The sequence below is a fragment of the Limosilactobacillus reuteri genome (genome assembly GCF_020785355.1).
Lineage (GTDB): Bacteria > Bacillota > Bacilli > Lactobacillales > Lactobacillaceae > Limosilactobacillus > Limosilactobacillus reuteri_I.
The window spans coordinates 35,322-52,703 of the sequence record NZ_JAJGVH010000064.1 but is presented as its reverse complement, the minus strand read 5'-3'; the positions used below and the strand labels follow the sequence as shown (position 1 = coordinate 52,703).

Annotated in this window: 22 protein-coding genes; 14 read left to right on the top strand and 8 right to left on the bottom strand. The window is 34.6% G+C overall.

Annotated features, from left to right (window positions below; genetic code table 11):
- Positions 1 to 139 precede the first annotated feature (139 nt).
- Positions 140 to 1,369 carry an IS110 family RNA-guided transposase gene (locus tag LMB56_RS03455; RefSeq protein ID WP_229282092.1) on the bottom strand — a complete coding sequence of 410 codons (1,230 nt, stop codon included), beginning with the start codon at positions 1,367 to 1,369 and terminating at the stop codon, positions 140 to 142.
- A 364-nt stretch (positions 1,370 to 1,733) separates the two neighbouring features.
- Between LMB56_RS03455 and LMB56_RS03450 the strand changes: the two genes are divergently transcribed.
- Entirely contained in the window at positions 1,734 to 2,411 is a 678-nt protein-coding gene (locus LMB56_RS03450; RefSeq protein ID WP_229274440.1) for a dihydrofolate reductase family protein, read from the top strand.
- 213 nt (positions 2,412 to 2,624) lie between these two features.
- On the opposite strand, the gene LMB56_RS03445 is transcribed toward LMB56_RS03450, so the two are convergent.
- Positions 2,625 to 2,933, bottom strand: coding sequence for a hypothetical protein (locus LMB56_RS03445; RefSeq protein WP_229284153.1), 309 nt, complete (start codon positions 2,931 to 2,933; stop codon positions 2,625 to 2,627).
- Positions 2,934 to 3,470: 537 nt separating this feature from the next.
- Here LMB56_RS03445 and LMB56_RS03440 point away from each other — a divergent pair.
- The 6 genes from LMB56_RS03440 to LMB56_RS03415 all read left to right on the top strand — a co-directional run bounded on the left by LMB56_RS03440 (position 3,471) and on the right by LMB56_RS03415 (position 7,506).
- Positions 3,471 to 3,956: a DUF3278 domain-containing protein gene (locus tag LMB56_RS03440; RefSeq protein WP_229284152.1), complete on the top strand. Its 486-nt coding sequence runs from the start codon at positions 3,471 to 3,473 to the stop codon at positions 3,954 to 3,956.
- Positions 3,957 to 4,510: 554 nt separating this feature from the next.
- Positions 4,511 to 5,572: a GHKL domain-containing protein gene (locus tag LMB56_RS03435; RefSeq protein WP_229284151.1), complete on the top strand. Its 1,062-nt coding sequence runs from the start codon at positions 4,511 to 4,513 to the stop codon at positions 5,570 to 5,572.
- A 12-nt stretch (positions 5,573 to 5,584) separates the two neighbouring features.
- Entirely contained in the window at positions 5,585 to 6,355 is a 771-nt protein-coding gene (locus LMB56_RS03430; protein WP_229284150.1) for a LytR/AlgR family response regulator transcription factor, read from the top strand.
- A gap of 53 nt (positions 6,356 to 6,408) precedes the next feature.
- Positions 6,409 to 6,528: a cysteine peptidase family C39 domain-containing protein gene (locus LMB56_RS03425; RefSeq protein WP_122481668.1), complete on the top strand. Its 120-nt coding sequence runs from the start codon at positions 6,409 to 6,411 to the stop codon at positions 6,526 to 6,528.
- Positions 6,529 to 6,661: 133 nt separating this feature from the next.
- The gene (locus tag LMB56_RS03420) at positions 6,662 to 7,156 is read left to right on the top strand and encodes a prolyl-tRNA synthetase associated domain-containing protein (protein ID WP_229284149.1); all 495 of its coding nucleotides are present in this window, start codon (positions 6,662 to 6,664) and stop codon (positions 7,154 to 7,156) included.
- 23 nt (positions 7,157 to 7,179) lie between these two features.
- On the top strand, positions 7,180 to 7,506 hold the full coding sequence (locus tag LMB56_RS03415) for an antibiotic biosynthesis monooxygenase family protein (RefSeq protein ID WP_122481636.1): 327 nt from the start codon (positions 7,180 to 7,182) through the stop codon (positions 7,504 to 7,506).
- Between the two features lie 68 nt (positions 7,507 to 7,574).
- On the opposite strand, the gene LMB56_RS03410 is transcribed toward LMB56_RS03415, so the two are convergent.
- A complete protein-coding gene (locus LMB56_RS03410; protein WP_229284148.1) occupies positions 7,575 to 8,597 on the bottom strand; it encodes a serine hydrolase domain-containing protein in 1,023 nt (340 codons plus the stop codon).
- Between the two features lie 212 nt (positions 8,598 to 8,809).
- Here LMB56_RS03410 and hpt point away from each other — a divergent pair, with 212 nt between their 5' ends.
- The 7 genes from hpt (at position 8,810) to LMB56_RS03375 (ending at position 14,617) form a co-directional block, all read left to right on the top strand.
- Positions 8,810 to 9,346 (top strand): hypoxanthine phosphoribosyltransferase, encoded by a 537-nt coding sequence (gene hpt / locus LMB56_RS03405; RefSeq protein WP_003669452.1) that lies wholly within the window; start codon positions 8,810 to 8,812, stop codon positions 9,344 to 9,346.
- Positions 9,347 to 9,476: 130 nt separating this feature from the next.
- Positions 9,477 to 10,154: an MgtC/SapB family protein gene (locus LMB56_RS03400; RefSeq protein ID WP_229284147.1), complete on the top strand. Its 678-nt coding sequence runs from the start codon at positions 9,477 to 9,479 to the stop codon at positions 10,152 to 10,154.
- Positions 10,155 to 10,173: 19 nt separating this feature from the next.
- On the top strand, positions 10,174 to 10,806 hold the full coding sequence (locus tag LMB56_RS03395) for a GyrI-like domain-containing protein (RefSeq protein WP_229284146.1): 633 nt from the start codon (positions 10,174 to 10,176) through the stop codon (positions 10,804 to 10,806).
- Positions 10,807 to 10,937: 131 nt separating this feature from the next.
- Positions 10,938 to 11,660, top strand: coding sequence for an ABC transporter ATP-binding protein (locus LMB56_RS03390; protein WP_229284145.1), 723 nt, complete (start codon positions 10,938 to 10,940; stop codon positions 11,658 to 11,660).
- On the top strand, positions 11,657 to 12,775 hold the full coding sequence (locus LMB56_RS03385; RefSeq protein WP_229284144.1) for an ABC transporter permease: 1,119 nt from the start codon (positions 11,657 to 11,659) through the stop codon (positions 12,773 to 12,775). Before LMB56_RS03390 ends, LMB56_RS03385 begins: the two co-directional genes overlap by 4 nt.
- Positions 12,776 to 12,796: 21 nt before the next feature.
- On the top strand, positions 12,797 to 13,417 hold the full coding sequence (locus tag LMB56_RS03380) for a TetR/AcrR family transcriptional regulator (protein WP_229284143.1): 621 nt from the start codon (positions 12,797 to 12,799) through the stop codon (positions 13,415 to 13,417).
- 21 nt (positions 13,418 to 13,438) lie between these two features.
- Complete coding sequence (locus LMB56_RS03375) at positions 13,439 to 14,617, top strand: diaminopropionate ammonia-lyase (protein WP_229284142.1); 1,179 nt, start codon at positions 13,439 to 13,441, stop codon at positions 14,615 to 14,617.
- A gap of 285 nt (positions 14,618 to 14,902) precedes the next feature.
- Here LMB56_RS03375 and LMB56_RS03370 read toward each other — a convergent pair whose 3' ends face one another.
- The 5 genes from LMB56_RS03370 to LMB56_RS03350 all read right to left on the bottom strand — a co-directional run bounded on the left by LMB56_RS03370 (position 14,903) and on the right by LMB56_RS03350 (position 17,333).
- A complete protein-coding gene (locus LMB56_RS03370) occupies positions 14,903 to 15,226 on the bottom strand; it encodes a type II toxin-antitoxin system RelE/ParE family toxin (protein WP_229284141.1) in 324 nt (107 codons plus the stop codon).
- Positions 15,201 to 15,467 (bottom strand): toxin-antitoxin system, encoded by a 267-nt coding sequence (locus LMB56_RS03365; protein ID WP_229284140.1) that lies wholly within the window; start codon positions 15,465 to 15,467, stop codon positions 15,201 to 15,203. Before LMB56_RS03365 ends, LMB56_RS03370 begins: the two co-directional genes overlap by 26 nt.
- 120 nt (positions 15,468 to 15,587) lie before the next feature.
- The gene (locus LMB56_RS03360) at positions 15,588 to 16,241 is read right to left on the bottom strand and encodes a glucose-6-phosphate 1-dehydrogenase family protein (RefSeq protein WP_229284139.1); all 654 of its coding nucleotides are present in this window, start codon (positions 16,239 to 16,241) and stop codon (positions 15,588 to 15,590) included.
- Between the two features lie 89 nt (positions 16,242 to 16,330).
- Positions 16,331 to 16,654, bottom strand: a complete 324-nt coding sequence (locus LMB56_RS03355) for a branched-chain amino acid transporter permease (RefSeq protein ID WP_003669460.1) — start codon at positions 16,652 to 16,654, stop codon at positions 16,331 to 16,333.
- On the bottom strand, positions 16,641 to 17,333 hold the full coding sequence (locus tag LMB56_RS03350; RefSeq protein ID WP_122481644.1) for an AzlC family ABC transporter permease: 693 nt from the start codon (positions 17,331 to 17,333) through the stop codon (positions 16,641 to 16,643). Before LMB56_RS03350 ends, LMB56_RS03355 begins: the two co-directional genes overlap by 14 nt.
- Positions 17,334 to 17,382 lie beyond the last annotated feature (49 nt).

Here is a 17,382-nt window from a genome sequence, read left to right as displayed (position 1 = left end):
AGTCATGTGGTAATAAGTCAAGATAAAATTATCACTGACAAACTTGTTTTGACCAGATTTTTGACGCACTTAAATAAGCCTTGATCCCAAGGTGTTTTAAAAGCTAAGCGTCGAGAATCAGTTTATCTTCCTATACCAATTACCTCTTTTCCTGATAGATTTGATGATTTTTGAGTAGGAAGAAAATCACCCTAATAAGTTTACGTGCGGTAAGGACGAGAGCGCGTTTTGATGGGGTATGCTTTACTTCTTGATATTTACGCCGATAATATTCACCAAAAACTGGATCTTGGATTCTAACTCTGTTGGCAGCTTCAACCAAATAGTATCTAAGATAAGCATTACCAGTTCTCTTGAGCGGAGTATTATCACTAGCGTAAGCTCCGGACTGCTTTTCTCGCCAGGAAAGCCCAGCATATTTAGCCAATTTAGCTTCATTATCAAATCGTTCGATTTGACCAATTTCAGCTAAAATACCAGCAGCGTATACTGGTCCAATTCCGGGAATGGAGCGCAAAATCTGTTCTTCATCAGTTACTTGAACTACTTTCTCAATTGCTTTGTCGAGGTCTTTAATCATCTTCTGAAAAGCTTTAATTTCCTCGGCATAAACGGAGAGAACTGTATCAACTGAATTAGCAATTACTTTGTCTAAACGATAAGAAGCACGAACTGCCTTTTGAATTATTTTCGCCAAGGCTTCAGGGTTCGCGAAGCGACCCCGGCCGTGTTCATTCAGATAATCGGCTAAATCAGTAATCGAAAGATTAAGTAAGTCATCAGTAGTCATATCTTCAGTTAGCAGACTCATCATCGTTGAACCAAAGATAGAAGTATTCAGTTCATCAGAAATTACTAATTTATTGAGCTTGTAGTATAGGTTCTCAATAAAGTGTTGCTTAGCCCGAGCTAAGCTTTGAACAAGCTCATATCGGGAACGCGTTAAGCGTTGCAGGGCAATGTAGTTCTCTTGACGAACAATCCCTACTGAATAGCGTCCAACACGTAGGAAGTCAGCAATGTAAAAAGCGTCGATTTGATCATTTTTATCTTCAGCGAAGACATCATGATAGCGCTTAGTTTTCTTAGGATCGATAACCACGGATTGTGTATTGAACTTTTTAAGGTCCGAGTCTTCTTGGAAAAACATTGCTGGGTGAAAGCTGTAAATGGAAGTGGCTTCCATGCCAATCACAACTTGGTCGAGATGATTTGAATTCGCCGTATCGATAATCATGTTTTTTAATTCTGTTGCGCCTTTCAAATCATTAACAAAGTTACCATGGAAAACAACTTCAGTTGTTTCTTCAGAAATCATTGAAGTTACTAAATCTTTTGAGCTAACGTCAATACCGACAAAAAGTTTCATTGGAATGGCCTCCTTTCATTAAAATTTACTGGTCTTAATCTGATCACTGCATGATAGCCCCTAATTACAATCACTAAAAACATCCTCGCAAGTATCAGTATTCATTGGTTAGAGAGTTAAAGCTGCACCTAATCCTACTCTGAATTAGTAAACTATCTAATCGATACAGCATGTGAGTTCGAAAATCAGTAGATTGGCTGGGCGGCAGACTTCATAAGTAGTTAAAAACTACAGGAGGTATTAACCTATACCAGTTGACCAAAGCCAATGATAATTAGAGGTTATCATGCGGTGACCAGAAAACAAGTTGTAATGTAGCAAAATCCGTAAGGATATATTTATAGAATACGAGGAGGCTTTATAAATGAATAAACCATATATTATCGTCCATATGATGACATCAGTTGATGGACGAATTGATTGTGGAATGACGGCCCAATTAGCCGGTGAACCCGAATACTATTCTACATTGGACAGTTTAAATGTTCCTACAAGGATTAGTGGACGTGTTACTGCAGAAACCGAATTGACGCGTGATGGTAAATTTAATCCGCAAAACAAAGAAATCCTTGGTAAGACTGACTTTGCTAAAAATGCAACTGCTGATAATTATAATATCGTTGTTGATACTAAAGGAACTTTACAATGGGGCACGGAAAATGGTAATAACTTCCCTCACCTCATTATTACGAGTGAACAAGTTACGAAAGATTACCTTGATTACCTCAATCGGCAAAATATTTCATGGATCGCAACTGGGAAAGATCAAATCGACCTGGCTAAAGCGATGGAAATTCTTGCCGACAAATTTAATATTGACCGTTTAGCAATTGTTGGCGGTGGAAAAATCAATGGCGGTTTCCTTGAAGCGGGATTAATTGATGAAATCAGTATTTTAATTGGGACTGGTGTCGATGGGCGAACCGGTCAACCAAGCCTTTTTGATGGCCGTCCAGAAAGCAGTCGTCCAATCGCTCTGCAATTAAAAGATGTTGCAAGTTTTGACGATGGAGCGGTCTGGTTACGGTATTTGGTTAAGTAACTGAAATTTAAATGCATGGGGTCGTGGTAAATTACTGTGATTCTATGCGTTTGTGCTTTAAAAACAAGAAAACGCAAGAACTCTCGCATATACTTTGAATATTTAAACTAAAGTAACGAAGAGTCTTGCGTAATGAAATTTATAAAGTTGAAGTGCAAGATAAAAAGGTATGATTCCAATATCCAACTGGGATCATACCTTTTATTCTCTAGATTATTGCTTTTTAAGTTTCTTTAGATAGAAAAATAAGATAAACAATCCTATTACTATACATGCGACTGCTCCCGGCCATAAATCTGCCCGAATAATTAAAATAAACACGGCATATGAGATTAGTGCTATCCCTCCTAAGAAAGAATATTTTTTCTTCAAACAACTAATCAGCCAAATTATTGCACCCAGTAAGAAATCGCTGGCCATAACAATATTTTTATCATAAGCATAATATATACAAAATCCAAAAAATATTAATATTGCAATTATATTCCATTTATTCTTTTTCAAAAAATCAATCAAAATCATTAAAACTCCCCATGATAGTCGAAACAATTTTTCCTCCGACTCTAACTATTCTAAAAGCCAGTTCATCCTCTAAAATAAAATATAAAGAAGACTATTCCAATTAAGATCAAAATTACAGAAACTATCCATGTGCTTGGATGAACTATAAAAAGTAATAATCCATATATTATGAACAATAGTGCTTGCAGATATAAAAATTTCTTCCCTAGATTACTAATTAATAGTGAAAGTCCACAAAAGATTGACATCGATATCATGCCAAAATTGTAATCAAATATTAAATACATAAAAGCTATGACAAAAAAATATAATGGATCAAACAAAATTTTTTTCATAATAATTTCCTTCTCAATTTCTATACTTTAAGCATAAAGTAAATTAAGACAGCTAAATAAAAACTTCTAATTCGTACAAATTACACTCATATCCTGCTTCAACATCCTAATACGCTAAAATTCCACTAAAATTAGAAGAAAATTATTAAAAAAGATAAATTATGCTATGGTAAAAACCAAACTTTCTAAGAGGAGTAAATTAATGAATAATAAACTTTTTCAATGGTTCTATAATATGCCCAAATTAACAAATCAAGATAATAAAGATTATATGGCGAAGATTAGTCTTAATATCGCTGTTAGCTTATTTCTTTTTAACCTCGTTGCAGTTCTTATTTCCTTTTTCATTGTTACTACAACAGAGAATTATGAATTGTCTTTTAATATTTTAGCTGGGGCGTTACTGATTTTTACTGTTTATATTGTTGGTGGCTATTCTATATATGCAAAACGTAAAATTAATCGGGTCGTGACTCATGATAACACACATATTGTAAAGAATAGTTTTGCTTCAGCTATATATATGACACTGATTATTTATTTACTTAATTCTCTTACAAATGCTCTTAGCTTTCATACTTCACTCATTAGCGAATTAAAAAATCCTATGAGTTATATAATCCCAACTGTAATTGGGATTATATATGGGGTGCTTATGGCTATTATTACATGGTATAGGGGCAAATAATAAGTATGTTTTTAATTAAGGAAGATTAACTGAAAGCAATTTCCTTATTGAGAAGTTAAACAAAAATTTAACATTTATTATTTTTTACTAACAGAATAATCGGACTCATTTCTTACAGGATTTGAACCTTAAACAACTACTTTTGATTATTTATGATTTTTTTGATGCATCCTGTTAAAATAAATTACTGATAAAACAATAGGAGAGATTTATTTATGAAAAAACTATCAACTCAGCAACTATCTTTAATTAAGGTTGGTATATACTCACTTTTAAGTCTGTAAATAATAATACATATACTTACACTAATAAAATTATAAATAACTTGCAAAATATCTTCCGTTAATTTTAATATGAATTTTTTTATTCAAATTGTTTCAGTAATTCAAGGACTTACTTTTGAACTTTTCACATTCTTTTATCTCGTAAAAATTAAGATCACTAAACGAGATATATTTTTCTTAACTATTATTTTTACTATCATATTCCTTATGATTGGCTTAGGTTATACAGGAGCATATCTCTCAACAATATTAGAGGGAGGGTTCCTATATTTGTATTTTAAAAACAGAACCTCTAATCATAAATTAATTGGTGCTATCCTATTAACCTTAACGACATCAATTGTAATTGATTTCTCAACCTTTACAATTGATAAAGTACTTTCACTACCAATCAATTATATTCTATTTATTGATCCATTCTTTTACCTAATCACTTTTATTATTCTCTACTATTACCATCCTCTTGATAAAATAGAAGAAGATAATACAACTATTAATTTATGGATCTTATCCTATCTTTTTATTACCTTAAATATCGCAGGATTTACCATTTTTACAACTCCACGGGTAACCCCAGCTTTTATTCTTATCTTTTGCTTACTGGTTCTTCAATGCAGTTTTACAGTCTTTGTATACCGAGTTAGTAAACAAATTCAACAAAAGAAACTCCAACTTCAAGAAAAGAAGAACTTATTACTTCTTATTCAAAACCTAGAGGAAAATCAATCCAAGCTAAAAAGGTTTAAACACGATTACCAAAACTTATTAAATAGCCTTAAACTAAGTGCTTTAAATGGTGATAATCAAACTTTACTTAATAAATTAGAAGCTTATTCTCGTGATAATCTTGGTGAAGATGCTCTTTGGCAGTTTCAAGATACTAAAAACATTAAAGATGATGTCTTGCGAAGTATCTTTATTAGTAAATTAAATTCAATTTACCAAAAAGATATTAAATATCATTTTGAATGTTTAACTGAAATTAATGATCTCCCAAATATCGATTTATTTGATTTAATTCGAATAATTGGAATCGCTTATGATAATGCCCTTGAAGAATGCGAAACCTTAAAAAAGTTAGGAGCACGTACTGTAGAAATCAATTCAATGCTGTATCAAAGTGCCCCTAACAAGTTAGAATTTGAAATTAAGAATACTTGTCGAAAGCAGCTTAGCACTAATAAACTCCACCAAGAAGGAATTACAAATAAAGCTAATCATGAAGGGCTAGGATTAGCAACTGTAAAAAAAATAGCTAACAAATACCACAACGTATATATTGCTTACTCCTCCAATAATGGTTACTTTACATTTACAATTTCAATTGAATAGAAAGGAATACTTATGGACTACCATTTACTTGTCTGCGATGATGACAGGACTCAAGCAAAAAATATCGCTACACTACTTAAAATGTCATCAATTATTCTTGAAGAACAAGATATTCATCCGACCATTGATTTGATTGCAACCGACGCAGAGAGTGTATTAGATTACCTTGAGTTTAATAGTGATTTAAATAATATTATTGCCTTTTTAGATATTCAGTTAGATGAAAATTCCAGTTCAAAGGGCGGTCTAGATTTAGCTCAAAAAATAAAAACACTTAACGAAAAGGCACAAATAATCTTTATTACAACGCATGAAGAACTAGCTTTTCTCACCTTTCAACGTCGAATTAATCCGTTGGACTATATAACTAAAACTACAAGCCAACGAGATTTACAAAGACGGCTAACCGAAACCCTAGAACTAGCTATAAGGAAACTGAATGAATTTAACTATATTAAAAAAAATACATTCAGTTATAAAGTTGGTACAAGGATTATAAATGTAAACTTCAGTAATATCCTTTATATCTCTACTACAAAATTCCCTCATAAATTAAAAATTGTTACATCTAATGGTCAAGGAGAATTCTCAGGTGATATTAAAACAATTGAACAAAATTATCCTCTATTTTTCAAAGCTTCGCAGTCTAGCTTAATTAACTTACAAAATGTTGAAACAATTAATACTAAAAAACGGCTTATTAAGTTTTCCAACAATGATTATCTTAAGTATTCTAGAAGCAGATCTAAAGAATTAAATAATCTATATAAATCAAGTCAATAAGACTGATTGTAGATTAGCAACAGTTCTTATAGTTATGGCATTACGGCTCTAAAATTTCATTAGCAACTCTGCGAAAATTTACAAAAACTACTACTGATGGAACTACTGCACTTGGGATTGTAAAAGCAGCAGAAAAGTTAAAAATGGATGTTGAAGCATATCAGTTTATTTGATTCAAAAGATGTAATTTATCCTTTTATTGCTCATCTCATGAAAAAGACAACCTCTCACTCCCTAATTTTGATGGTTTATCCTATAATTAATGTAAGCGTTTCACGATAAGAGATTTAATTAAGGAGCAAAATTATGACATTAGGAACCTATCAGCAAGTTAAAGATGCCCTAAAGAATTTCGGAATAACTGATTATACTGTGATTGATCACCCTGCTGCTCACACCACCGAAGAAGCTGATGCATATATCGCTGGTCATGAAGGTGTTCGCACTAAAACCATGTTTCTGAAAGGGAAGAAAAAGAATTTCTACATGGTTATTATGGATGATAAAAAAACAATGGACTTTCATAAATTTATGGATTTAACTGGAGCTAAAAGGGTTTCAATGGCTCGACCGGAATATCTGCAAGAACAGCTTGGCTTAGCACCAGGAATTGTTTCACCATTTGGCCTCCTGAATAATGAAGCTCATAATGTAAAGGTATATTTTGATAAGGACATTGTCGACGAACCAATTCAGACTTTCCATCCTAACGAAAATACTCATACAATTTTTATTAAGACAGATGACTTGTTCAAATTTCTTAAGCAGATTGATTTTGAACCAGAAATTATTGACCTATAGTTGGAGACCAAGGAGGTGACATTATGAGCTTTACAATGAATCTTTACTATACTGGTGAAGGTGATAATGCTAAAAATTTTGCCCAGGAAATGGAAGAGAGAGGAATTGCGGATCAAATTCGTCAACAACCTGGTAATCTAAAATACGAATACTTTCAACCACTTGATGATCCCCATACGATTCTTTTAATTGACACCTGGGAAAGTCAAGAAGCATTAGACGCTGATCATGATTCACCGATGATGGCGGAATTAGCTAAATTACGTGAAAAATATAATTTACACATGCGCGCAGAACGCTTTATCCCAGAAAAATTACCGGATAAGGATAATAAATTCTTGCGAAAATAAGCAGCTATAACATCAAAAAAATTCTCTAAGTCCTTTAGTAAAAACTTAGAGAATTTTTATTTAGCTATTTAGTGTTCCATATAATTATGAAGAATATCGTCCGAAGTTGCCTTTAATTTTAGATAATCAATATTATTAGAAAACAGCATAATCATTCGTTTCGTCTTGTAATCGGCGACAAAGCAACTGTTATATCCGGGAATACTCCCGTTGGCCCGGATTACATCCCCGTCAAAGTAGACCCCACCAAAATAGGCAACTTCTTGATGCTGCGCTTGTTGGTAGTATTCATTAATCATTTTTGGATCTTTCAGCACCTCATTATATACAAACTTCCAGTAATCGTTTGGCGATATAAATAGGTTCCCTGCCCCAAAGTCTGAGGAGGTCGTTACAGTTACCCGGTGCCAATCAACTGTTGGATCCATTGGTTGCGGAATTTCTTTTTTGGAAACCTCAGAAAAATCTTTAATTTGGTGAAGATGGAGCGGTTTAGCAAAGTTTTTTTGAATATAGGCATTATAGCTTAGATGTGTTTGCTTACTAATAATGGCTGCCAAGATTTCATAATCAACATCCTGATAATCCCACGTGTGCGTATGATCATACTTGAGATGTTTAAGCATATAAGCAATTTGTGCTTTTTGGCCTCTAAGTGGTTCGAAGGGACGATCATTATTAATCAAGCCACTGGTATGATTCATTAATTCCCGAATCGTAATATCTTTACTACCATCAACCTGCGGATAATACTTACTTAGCGAAGTGTCCCAATCTAATTGCTTCTTTTGCTTTAATTGATAGACAGCGGTTCCCGTTACAATCTTTTGAAGCGATGCCGTGGGAAATAGTCGATCTGCTTTTACAATTTGATCCTTATTCGTGGTTTCATTATTCTCAATAGCAACCGGCTTCCCATCTTTGCCATTAACTAGCATCACCCCATTGATATGATGGTCCTTCATATAATCTTGAAGTTGATGTTGCGTTTGCTTGTCAACCACTTCTGCCTTTACCTTTGATGGCGTGGTTAATAAGAAGATAGCAAAGGAACAGAGCGTCAAAAAAATATATAAATTAACTTTTTTCATAATTATAAGTATCCCTTCCAGGCATCCGTTTAAAAAAATATCTACCTGTATTATACAAATTTTATGCCTCATCTTACAAAGCAGAACAAAAATCTGATTTTTCTTGCTAAAACACTTTAAATTCATTCGATTTATGTTAAAATTCTAACGTCAATAAATAAAAACCGCAAAAATAGTTCGTAAATAACGAACATTATCAAGGGAGAGCTAGAATGAATAACGACGTCGAAAAAGTTTTATATACTCAAGATCAAGTCAATCAACGCTTAGATGAACTTGCCAATACACTTACTGAAAAATATCAAGATGAATTTCCAGTTTTAGTTTCCGTAATGACAGGAGCAATGATTTTCACTAGTGAAATGATGAAGCGCCTTAATTTTAAGTTAAACGTTGATTATGTCGACGTTTCTAGTTACGAAGAAAGTTCAGAATCCACTGGAAAAGTTAAATTAATTCAAGATCTTTCCCACGATATTAAGGACCGACCAGTTATTATTATGGAAGACATTATTGATACTGGTCATACGTTAAAATATCTCGCTGATCTTTTCGCTGATCGTGGAGCTAAAAGTATTGAAATCTGCTCCTTACTCGATAAGCCGGACCGTCGTGAAGTTGATGTTGAAGCCGATTACGTTGGTTTTAAAGTTCCAAACGAATTTATTGTCGGATATGGCCTAGACTTTAATGGCCTTTACCGGAATCTGCCATTCGTGGGCGTACTAAAACGTTCCGTATATGAATAATAGTTAAAGGCTGAGAGAAAATGTTATTTCTTTCAGCTTTCTTTTTGGCTTTAAACATCTAAACGCGATATAGTACAGTTAGGCTAATAAAATTGATAATAATTGATTTTTGGTAAAGGAGGGGTAATCGTTGCTTAGGCTTGACTGGTGTTTACGAATGCTCATGGCCGCCTTATGTGGTGGAATCATTGGGTTTGAGCGAAAAAGTAAGGCTAAAATGGCTGGAATTCGGACGCATGCCCTAATTGCTGTGGGGGCGGCAATGGTCATGATCATTTCAAAATACGGATTTTTCGATTTAATGAAAATCACCCATAGCAATTGGAACGTTGACCCATCACGGATTGCCGCTCAAGTTGTTAGCGGGATTGGTTTTTTAGGCGCTGGGACAATCATTAATCGTCACGATGAAATAATCGATGGTTTAACTACGGCAGCTGGAATTTGGGTTACCGGCGCAATCGGTCTTGCCTATGGTAGTGGTTTATACAGTATTGGGATTATTGGTACCTGTTGCGTTCTTTTAGCAGAAGTTATTGGAAAATATCTAGATCAGTTTGCACTCAGACAAGGTAAAGGATTCTCCTGTTTTATTCAACTAGAAGGAAATACTGATGATTTGCATGCACTTATTACTCAGTTAAACAAAAAATATTTTGAAGTTCCGCTCAAATACTCGATCTATGATTATGGAGACGGAAAAATCTCCTGTCAACTTTATGGTGAATTAAGATCTGGCTTCAAATCAGAAAACGTCTTTACTGATCTTACTGAGCTAGGCAACATTAAAAAAGTTGAGCTAGAATAAAAACATAGGAAGTGACAAGATGGCTTATAATTTCAGAAAAGAGCAGAAAGAATTGTATGTCCCCGGAAAGAATCCCAGCCTAATCAATGTACCGATGATGAAGTATCTTGCTGTGCGGGGACATGGGGATCCTAATCAGGAAAATAGTGAGTATAAAAAAGCAATTGAAAAGCTTTACGCTGTTGCTTATACCATAAAAATGAGCAAAAAAGGCACCTACCAAATTCCAGATTATTTTGATTTTGTTGTTCCCCCACTAGAAGGACTATGGTGGCAAGATGGCATTGTGGGAATTGACTATGCTCACAAAGAAATGTTCAATTTCATTGCGATGATTCGGCTTCCTAACTTTGTTACTCAAGATGTTTTTGACTGGGCAATTCAAATGGCTAGCGAAAAGAAGCAGCTTGATTTACATAACGTAGAATTCCTGTCAATGCACGAAGGCCTCTGTGTGCAAGCACTTCATATCGGGTCATACGATGATGAACCAGCAACAATCGACAAAATACATAAATTTATTGAGGAACAGGGCTTAAAAGTAGATATTAACGATGACCGCCACCATCATGAAATTTATTTGTCAGATCCTCGCCGTACCAAGATCGAAAATCTAAAAACAGTATTGCGAATTCCGGTAAAAAACAATTAAAAAGCACTATTAATAGGCACTTCTATTAGTAGTGTTTTATTTTTCACCTTGACTGGTGAGTAAGCACTCACTATAATAAAAACAAAAAAGTAAGTGTTTACTCACCAAAAAAAGAAATGAGGGAATTAAATATGGCAGATCTTATTCAACTTAGTCACTTGAGTAAGAAATTCGGTGACCGTACCATTCTTCATGATATTAATTTAACTGTCACTCCCGGTGAAATTGTTGGGCTAATTGGGCCCTCGGGTTCGGGAAAGACGACCGCAATCAAGACAATGTTAGGAATGGAAAAAGCTACTCAAGGAACTGCCCTTGTTCTTGGCAAAACGATGCCAAATCGAAAAGTACTTAGTAAAATCGGCTATATGGCACAATCTGATGCCTTATACGAAAGCCTCTCTGCCAAAGAAAACCTTGAATTCTTTGGCAAAATGAAGGGAGTAACTGGTAGAAAACTCTCCGAAGAAATTATTCATGTTAGTAAAGTTGTTGACCTTCAAAATTACCTTACTCAGCGCGTTAGTGGTTATTCTGGAGGGATGAAGCGACGACTTTCACTGGCAATTGCATTACTGGGTCAGCCAGAACTACTAATTCTCGATGAACCGACTGTAGGAATTGACCCTGCTCTTCGGCGGCAAATTTGGCAAGAACTCCTTGAACTTCGTAATCAGGGACAAAGTATTCTTATTACTACTCACGTCATGGACGAAACAGAACTAACTGATCGTGTTGCCTTATTGTTACATGGAGATGTGATTGCCTTCGCTTCACCAAAAGAGCTTGAAAAACAATATGGCGTGCCAACAATTGAAGATGTCTTTTTAAAAGCTGAGGAGGAAGAAGCATGAGGACCCTAGCAATTACTAAACGCGTTTTAAAAGAATTATTTCGTGATAAACGAACGCTGGCATTGATGTTTTTAGTCCCAATCTTAATTATGTGGTTAATGAACGTAATGTTTTCTGCCAGTTCTAACACCAACGTTAATATTTCAACAGTAAATGTCAGCCAATCTATTGAACGTAACCTCAAAAAAGTAGACGGCGTAACTGTTACGCCTAGTTCGATTGAACATGCAAGAAAAAAGCTAAAAGATAATTCTACGGATGCCATCATCGAATATGATCAAGCAAAAAATAAATATAATGTGACCTATGCGAATACTGACTCAGGAAAAACGGCATTAACAAAACAGGCATTGAATGCTGCGATTACAAAAACCACCATTAGCTCATTAGCAAATGGTGTCCAACAATTACAAACAATTGTTAAAACGACAAATCCCAATGTGCCGATTGCAACAACTAATTCTGGAAGCTCACCAACGATCAGTAATCATTACCAATATGGGGATGCCGACACTGGCTTCTTTGTCAAAATTGTACCTATTTTGATGGGATTCTTTGTTTTCTTCTTTGTCTTTTTAATTTCTGGAATGGCCTTATTAAAAGAGCGGACTTCTGGTACTCTTGACCGCTTGCTTGCGACTCCGGTAAAAAGAAGCGAAATCGTGTTTGGCTATATGCTAAGTTATGGAATCATTTCAATTATCCAATCGACTGTAATTGTCCTGGCAACTATTTGGCTTCTAAAAGTAGAAGTTGTCGGAAACATCTTTAACGTCATTATCATTAGTGTGCTCCTTGCCCTCGTTGCCCTCGCCTTCGGAATTTTAATGTCAACACTTGCTAATTCTGAATTTCAGATGATGCAGTTTATTCCGCTAGTTGTTGTTCCCCAAATTTTCTTCTCCGGGATTATTCCGCTCGACTCCATGGCCCACTGGGTTCAATATATTGGGAAGATTCTCCCCTTAACCTATACCGGAGATGCTCTAACTCAAATTGTGATGTATGGAAAAGGTCTAACTAGTCTTGGTGGCGATATTTTAGCGTTGCTTATCTTCCTCGTCGTTCTTCTGTGGTTAAATATTATTGGCCTCAAACGGTATCGCAAAGTATAATTTTATTAAGAGGTGAAGCAGATGTCCCAAGTTCTAGCAAATTATGAAGAACAACTTGCCAACGCTAAAATGCCTGCTGGTAAAAAGAAAGTTCTCATAACATCATTAAAACTTTTTGCTAATAATGGCTTTCACGCCACTACTACGGCTAAAATTGCCAAAGAGGCTGGCGTAAGTGAAGGAACAATCTATAAATATTTTTCTTCAAAGGATGATTTACTAGCTAAATTATTGCAGCCTATTTTGATTGAAATTAAAAATAACTTTTTTAGTAATCTTGATGATAAAACAGATTTACCTTCATTAATAAAATTTATTGTTACTGACCGGATTCACTTTATCGAAGTAAACTTTGATTTTATTCGATTAATCTTTCAAGAAATTCTAACAGGTCAATTAACAGATAAATCTTATCGAGATTTTTTTAGTGGCAATGACGGTATATTTGCCAAACTAAAAGAATTCCAAGTTAATTTTCCTGAAATCAATTCAGTGTTGACTCCACCCCAAATTACGCGTATTTTTATTGGTCCTATCCTCACCTATGTCTTGCAGAACAAATTATTAGGCCTACCAGTAAATAACGATGATCTTGAACTAATTCAAAAGCAAATTATAATAAATTTAACATTTGATTATTAAAGTTTGAAAGGAGGATATTAAATGACAAATATTCAATTGATTAAATCTCCATTTTCACTATTAGATAAAGAATTTCCAAATGATCCGCTAATTAATATCGCTACTAATTTTTATCAGTCAGTTCCTTTTTACCGACCCACTCCATTAGTAGAATTAAAACATTTTGCACACAAAAACAACTTAGGTAAGGTCTACATTAAGGATGAAGCACAACGCTTTGATTCACGTTTAAAGGCATTTAAGGCAACAGGTGGTTTCTTTGCAATGGCTTGTTGTATTGCTAAAAGAGCCGGTCTTCCATTAAATAAGTTGACATATCAACAACTTCAATCACCAACAGTTAAAAATATAGCTAATACTTTAACTTTCTATACTGCCACTGATGGTAATCATGGTCGTGGGATTGCATGGGCAGCTGCAAAACTTGGTACTCATTCGGTAATAAAAATGCCTGCTGGCTCAACCAAACTTCGGGCCAAACATATCGCGCAATTTAATAATAGTCAAGTTGAGATTACAGATAAAAACTATGACGATACCGTTCAATACGCTAATAAATTAGCACAGAATGACCCCCATGGTATTTTAATCCAAGATATGGCCTGGCAAGATTACACCGAAATCCCTCAAGAAATATCTGCTGGTTATTCAATTATTGTGACTGAAATACTTGATCAGTTAACTAAGAATAATTATCCAACTCATCTTTTCTTACAAGCAGGAGTTGGACAATTATCATCGGGCATTATTAACGCATTATTTAGTAGCTTGCCGATTAATTACCGTCCAACTGTAATTATTGTTGAACCTTCAACAGTTGCATGTTATTTCCTTTCTGCCCAAAAAGCAGATGGGAAAGCTCATACTGTATCCGGATCACCAAAAACTATTATGGCAGGTCTTAACTGTCAAACTCCTAGCTCTATTTCATTCCCTATTATAAAAGAAACAGCTAGTTTTTATGGCACATTAACAGATGATGTTGCTATCGCCGGAATGCGCACTTTAGCTTATCCAGATGGGTCTGATCCTGTAATTGTATCAGGAGAATCAGGTGTAGCATCTTTTGCTTTTCTTAATGCTGCTGTTCATAACCTAAAATATCGACAACTTCTTAACCTCGATTCATCTTCACGGATTCTTATTATTAATACTGAAGGTGATACCGATGAACATGATTATCAAGAAATTATTAAGTAATTTTTTAGTCTGCCATAACATAAAAGAGCCATCCAATTGAAACTTGAAAGCGCAGAATTGCAGTAATTAACCGCAATTCTGCGCTTCTCCTTATAAAAATAATTTCTTCATTTATTCGGCTAATTGGTCTAGGTTAGATTATTAAACGAATTAATTAGCAAAAACTACTATATCTCGTGTTGGGTCAACCACTACTGACTAAAGTTAGTGGTGGTTGACACCTAATTTTAGTAAAGAAAAGCCAGAGCTGATAGCGCCAATTATGACTAACTTCTGGTACCCTTTTCAAAACTTTACTTTCACTTGCGACGTGCTAAAAATCGATCCAACTACAATAGAATTATTTTCTTTATCTATTCGATAGAAAATTTCGTAACTATGTCCAATCAATAAACGATATGTAGTTTGATCAAGCTGATACAGGTCTGTTATATCAGTTCCCATTTTCGGAAAATCTTTTAATAAATCTATCTTTTGACTGATATGGCCTGTAAAACGGCTAATGGTTGTTGAAGATAATTGTAATTTATCTTGCCAATAATCAATAATTTGTTCTAAGGAATCCCCAAATTGACGTGTATACCTAATCTTCATGTTTTCCCCAACCATACTTACCAAAACGTTCTTTCATTTCTTCGGAAGTAAATAACTTATCACTAGCAAAAGATGCTTCAATCATTTTCCGATCATGTTCAATATCTTCGGAACTGGCAATAGGAGAATACATAATTGTTCCATCATCTTTTAACCTAGGTTCGAATAATGCATTTTCACTTACCTTAAATTGAGCAGGAATAGTTAATGTTAAAGATGTCCCTTGTTTTCGCGCTTTTACTGGTTTATATTGCATATAAAACACCTCGGTATAATTATAGCATAATTATATTAACTCATTTAATAACCCTGCCGAATTTTCATTTAGTACACCCGCAGTTTCAGAAAATATAAAATTCGTGTCTCTATCTTATCTTCACTTCAATTCTTCATATAATGGTGTAAGTTGCCTAATAACTGAACTGATATATTCTTCCATATCATCAACTTGATCTTTTCCCCGAAATGCAAACTTTCCAAGTAAGAAACTTGTTTGTCGGGCCTCAGTATTAAACTGTTGCTGAACATCATGATTATTAAGATATTTAGACAGTGACAGATGATCAGAAAATTCCATCTCATCCTTATCCCAAAGATACCAGTGAGTGGCGTCAATATTATCAGCCCATTCTGGTACTTTATCCAGTAATTTGTTGTATTCATCTGGCGTACTTTGTCGTTGTTCACTCTTATAATGTTGAAACATGAGGTAGACCTGTAACTGTTTTTTATCAAGCATCACCCCAATACAGGGATTATAGTCTGCTAATAATGCTAAACGATAAGAGGCCCAGTAATGATCACGCAGGTTCCAGCCATTCGTCCAACTCTCAACGTGAACCTTCGCAAATTCACCCGTTGGTAGTTGACTAGCGACAGTTTGATTTACCTTCTTCCACACTTGCCAAACTGCTTTAAACTTCTCTTTTAGGTCTGCAACTTCTTCTGGTGAATGAGTTTCTTTAATCTTCTTAAAGGAAAATTCTGGTTGGTCAAAGATTGCAAACATATTTTCAGTTAATGCTGTCATTTTAGCTCGCCCCTTTTTATTCAAGAATATTATAACTAAAAAAAACTAAACTACGACTCTTAATTTACACGAATCATAATTCAGCTTCATTAAAACAAATTCAGCATTACCATATAAAAGCCAGTTCCGACTAAGATTGATAGTGGCATATTTCTTTTCCAAAGGTGAATAAATAATGTTACTAAGCCGGCAACGATTTCTAATAATGCCTTACTAGGCTCAGCAAAAGAAATATTCCGATAACAATAGATTACTAATACTCCCATGATTGCTGCTGGGAGGAATTTCCCCAGTTCTTCCAAGTAAGGTGATAATTCTTTTGACTGGTCAAAAATCAGAAACGGAATAAAGCGAGTCGCCATAGTTACAACTGCGGCGATTAAAATTGAAATAATTTGTTCAGTTAATGTCATTTTTTCTCCTCGTGATTAAATAATTTAATGAAAACAGCGCGACAAGTGTTACTAATGTCACTAATAGGAAAGCATTTTTGTTACAAAATAGTAAACAAATAATTGCAAATACTAAACCAATCAGAGCATCACGCTGAGTTCGGGCATTTTTCAACTGTTCTGTAAACAAAACAATGAAAAGCGCCGTCATTACAAAATCTAAACCAGCTAAGTTGAGATTAATCATCCCACCAAGAAGTCCGCCTAAGCCTGCACCAACTACCCAACTAAAATAGTTGAACGCGGTTATGTAAAAATAAACATATGAGCGATCGAGGCCAGCTGGTACTTTTAACGTTGCATTTAAGGAAAAAGACTCATCACACATTCCGAAAATAAGAATCGGCTTTAACTTTCCCGTATTGGAATATTTTTTTAACATCGTAATGCCATAAAAAATATGTCGTGAATTAACAAGGGCAGTTAAAATAAGAACAGTCAATGGCTGAAAACTCTGGACTAAAAGATTACCAATTACAAATTCGACTGATCCAGCAAAAATGGTCGCAGCCATTAATAACGGATATAAAAAATTAAAGCCCAGTTTATGCATATATATCCCATAGCTGGCGCCTAAAAATAAAAAGCCAAGCATTACCGGACTAGTTTTTTGAAAAGCGTAACGTACTTCCTTTCTCATGGTCGAATTCTCCCTCCTTAAAATAACTTGAATTTATTTTAAACAGGAG

Coding starts and splice junctions, on each gene's coding strand:
- LMB56_RS03355 (WP_003669460.1), bottom strand. CDS start 16,654: ATGACATTAACTGAACAAATTATTTCAATTTTAATCGCCGCAGTTGTA.
- LMB56_RS03440 (WP_229284152.1), top strand. CDS start 3,471: ATGAATAATAAACTTTTTCAATGGTTCTATAATATGCCCAAATTAACA.
- LMB56_RS03360 (WP_229284139.1), bottom strand. CDS start 16,241: ATGACAGCATTAACTGAAAATATGTTTGCAATCTTTGACCAACCAGAA.
- LMB56_RS03365 (WP_229284140.1), bottom strand. CDS start 15,467: ATGCAATATAAACCAGTAAAAGCGCGAAAACAAGGGACATCTTTAACA.
- LMB56_RS03375 (WP_229284142.1), top strand. CDS start 13,439: ATGACAAATATTCAATTGATTAAATCTCCATTTTCACTATTAGATAAA.
- LMB56_RS03430 (WP_229284150.1), top strand. CDS start 5,585: ATGGACTACCATTTACTTGTCTGCGATGATGACAGGACTCAAGCAAAA.
- LMB56_RS03350 (WP_122481644.1), bottom strand. CDS start 17,333: ATGAGAAAGGAAGTACGTTACGCTTTTCAAAAAACTAGTCCGGTAATG.
- LMB56_RS03420 (WP_229284149.1), top strand. CDS start 6,662: ATGACATTAGGAACCTATCAGCAAGTTAAAGATGCCCTAAAGAATTTC.
- LMB56_RS03455 (WP_229282092.1), bottom strand. CDS start 1,369: ATGAAACTTTTTGTCGGTATTGACGTTAGCTCAAAAGATTTAGTAACT.
- LMB56_RS03395 (WP_229284146.1), top strand. CDS start 10,174: ATGGCTTATAATTTCAGAAAAGAGCAGAAAGAATTGTATGTCCCCGGA.
- LMB56_RS03415 (WP_122481636.1), top strand. CDS start 7,180: ATGAGCTTTACAATGAATCTTTACTATACTGGTGAAGGTGATAATGCT.
- LMB56_RS03385 (WP_229284144.1), top strand. CDS start 11,657: ATGAGGACCCTAGCAATTACTAAACGCGTTTTAAAAGAATTATTTCGT.
- LMB56_RS03450 (WP_229274440.1), top strand. CDS start 1,734: ATGAATAAACCATATATTATCGTCCATATGATGACATCAGTTGATGGA.
- LMB56_RS03370 (WP_229284141.1), bottom strand. CDS start 15,226: ATGGTTGGGGAAAACATGAAGATTAGGTATACACGTCAATTTGGGGAT.
- LMB56_RS03445 (WP_229284153.1), bottom strand. CDS start 2,933: ATGATTTTGATTGATTTTTTGAAAAAGAATAAATGGAATATAATTGCA.
- LMB56_RS03380 (WP_229284143.1), top strand. CDS start 12,797: ATGTCCCAAGTTCTAGCAAATTATGAAGAACAACTTGCCAACGCTAAA.
- hpt (WP_003669452.1), top strand. CDS start 8,810: ATGAATAACGACGTCGAAAAAGTTTTATATACTCAAGATCAAGTCAAT.
- LMB56_RS03390 (WP_229284145.1), top strand. CDS start 10,938: ATGGCAGATCTTATTCAACTTAGTCACTTGAGTAAGAAATTCGGTGAC.
- LMB56_RS03410 (WP_229284148.1), bottom strand. CDS start 8,597: ATGAAAAAAGTTAATTTATATATTTTTTTGACGCTCTGTTCCTTTGCT.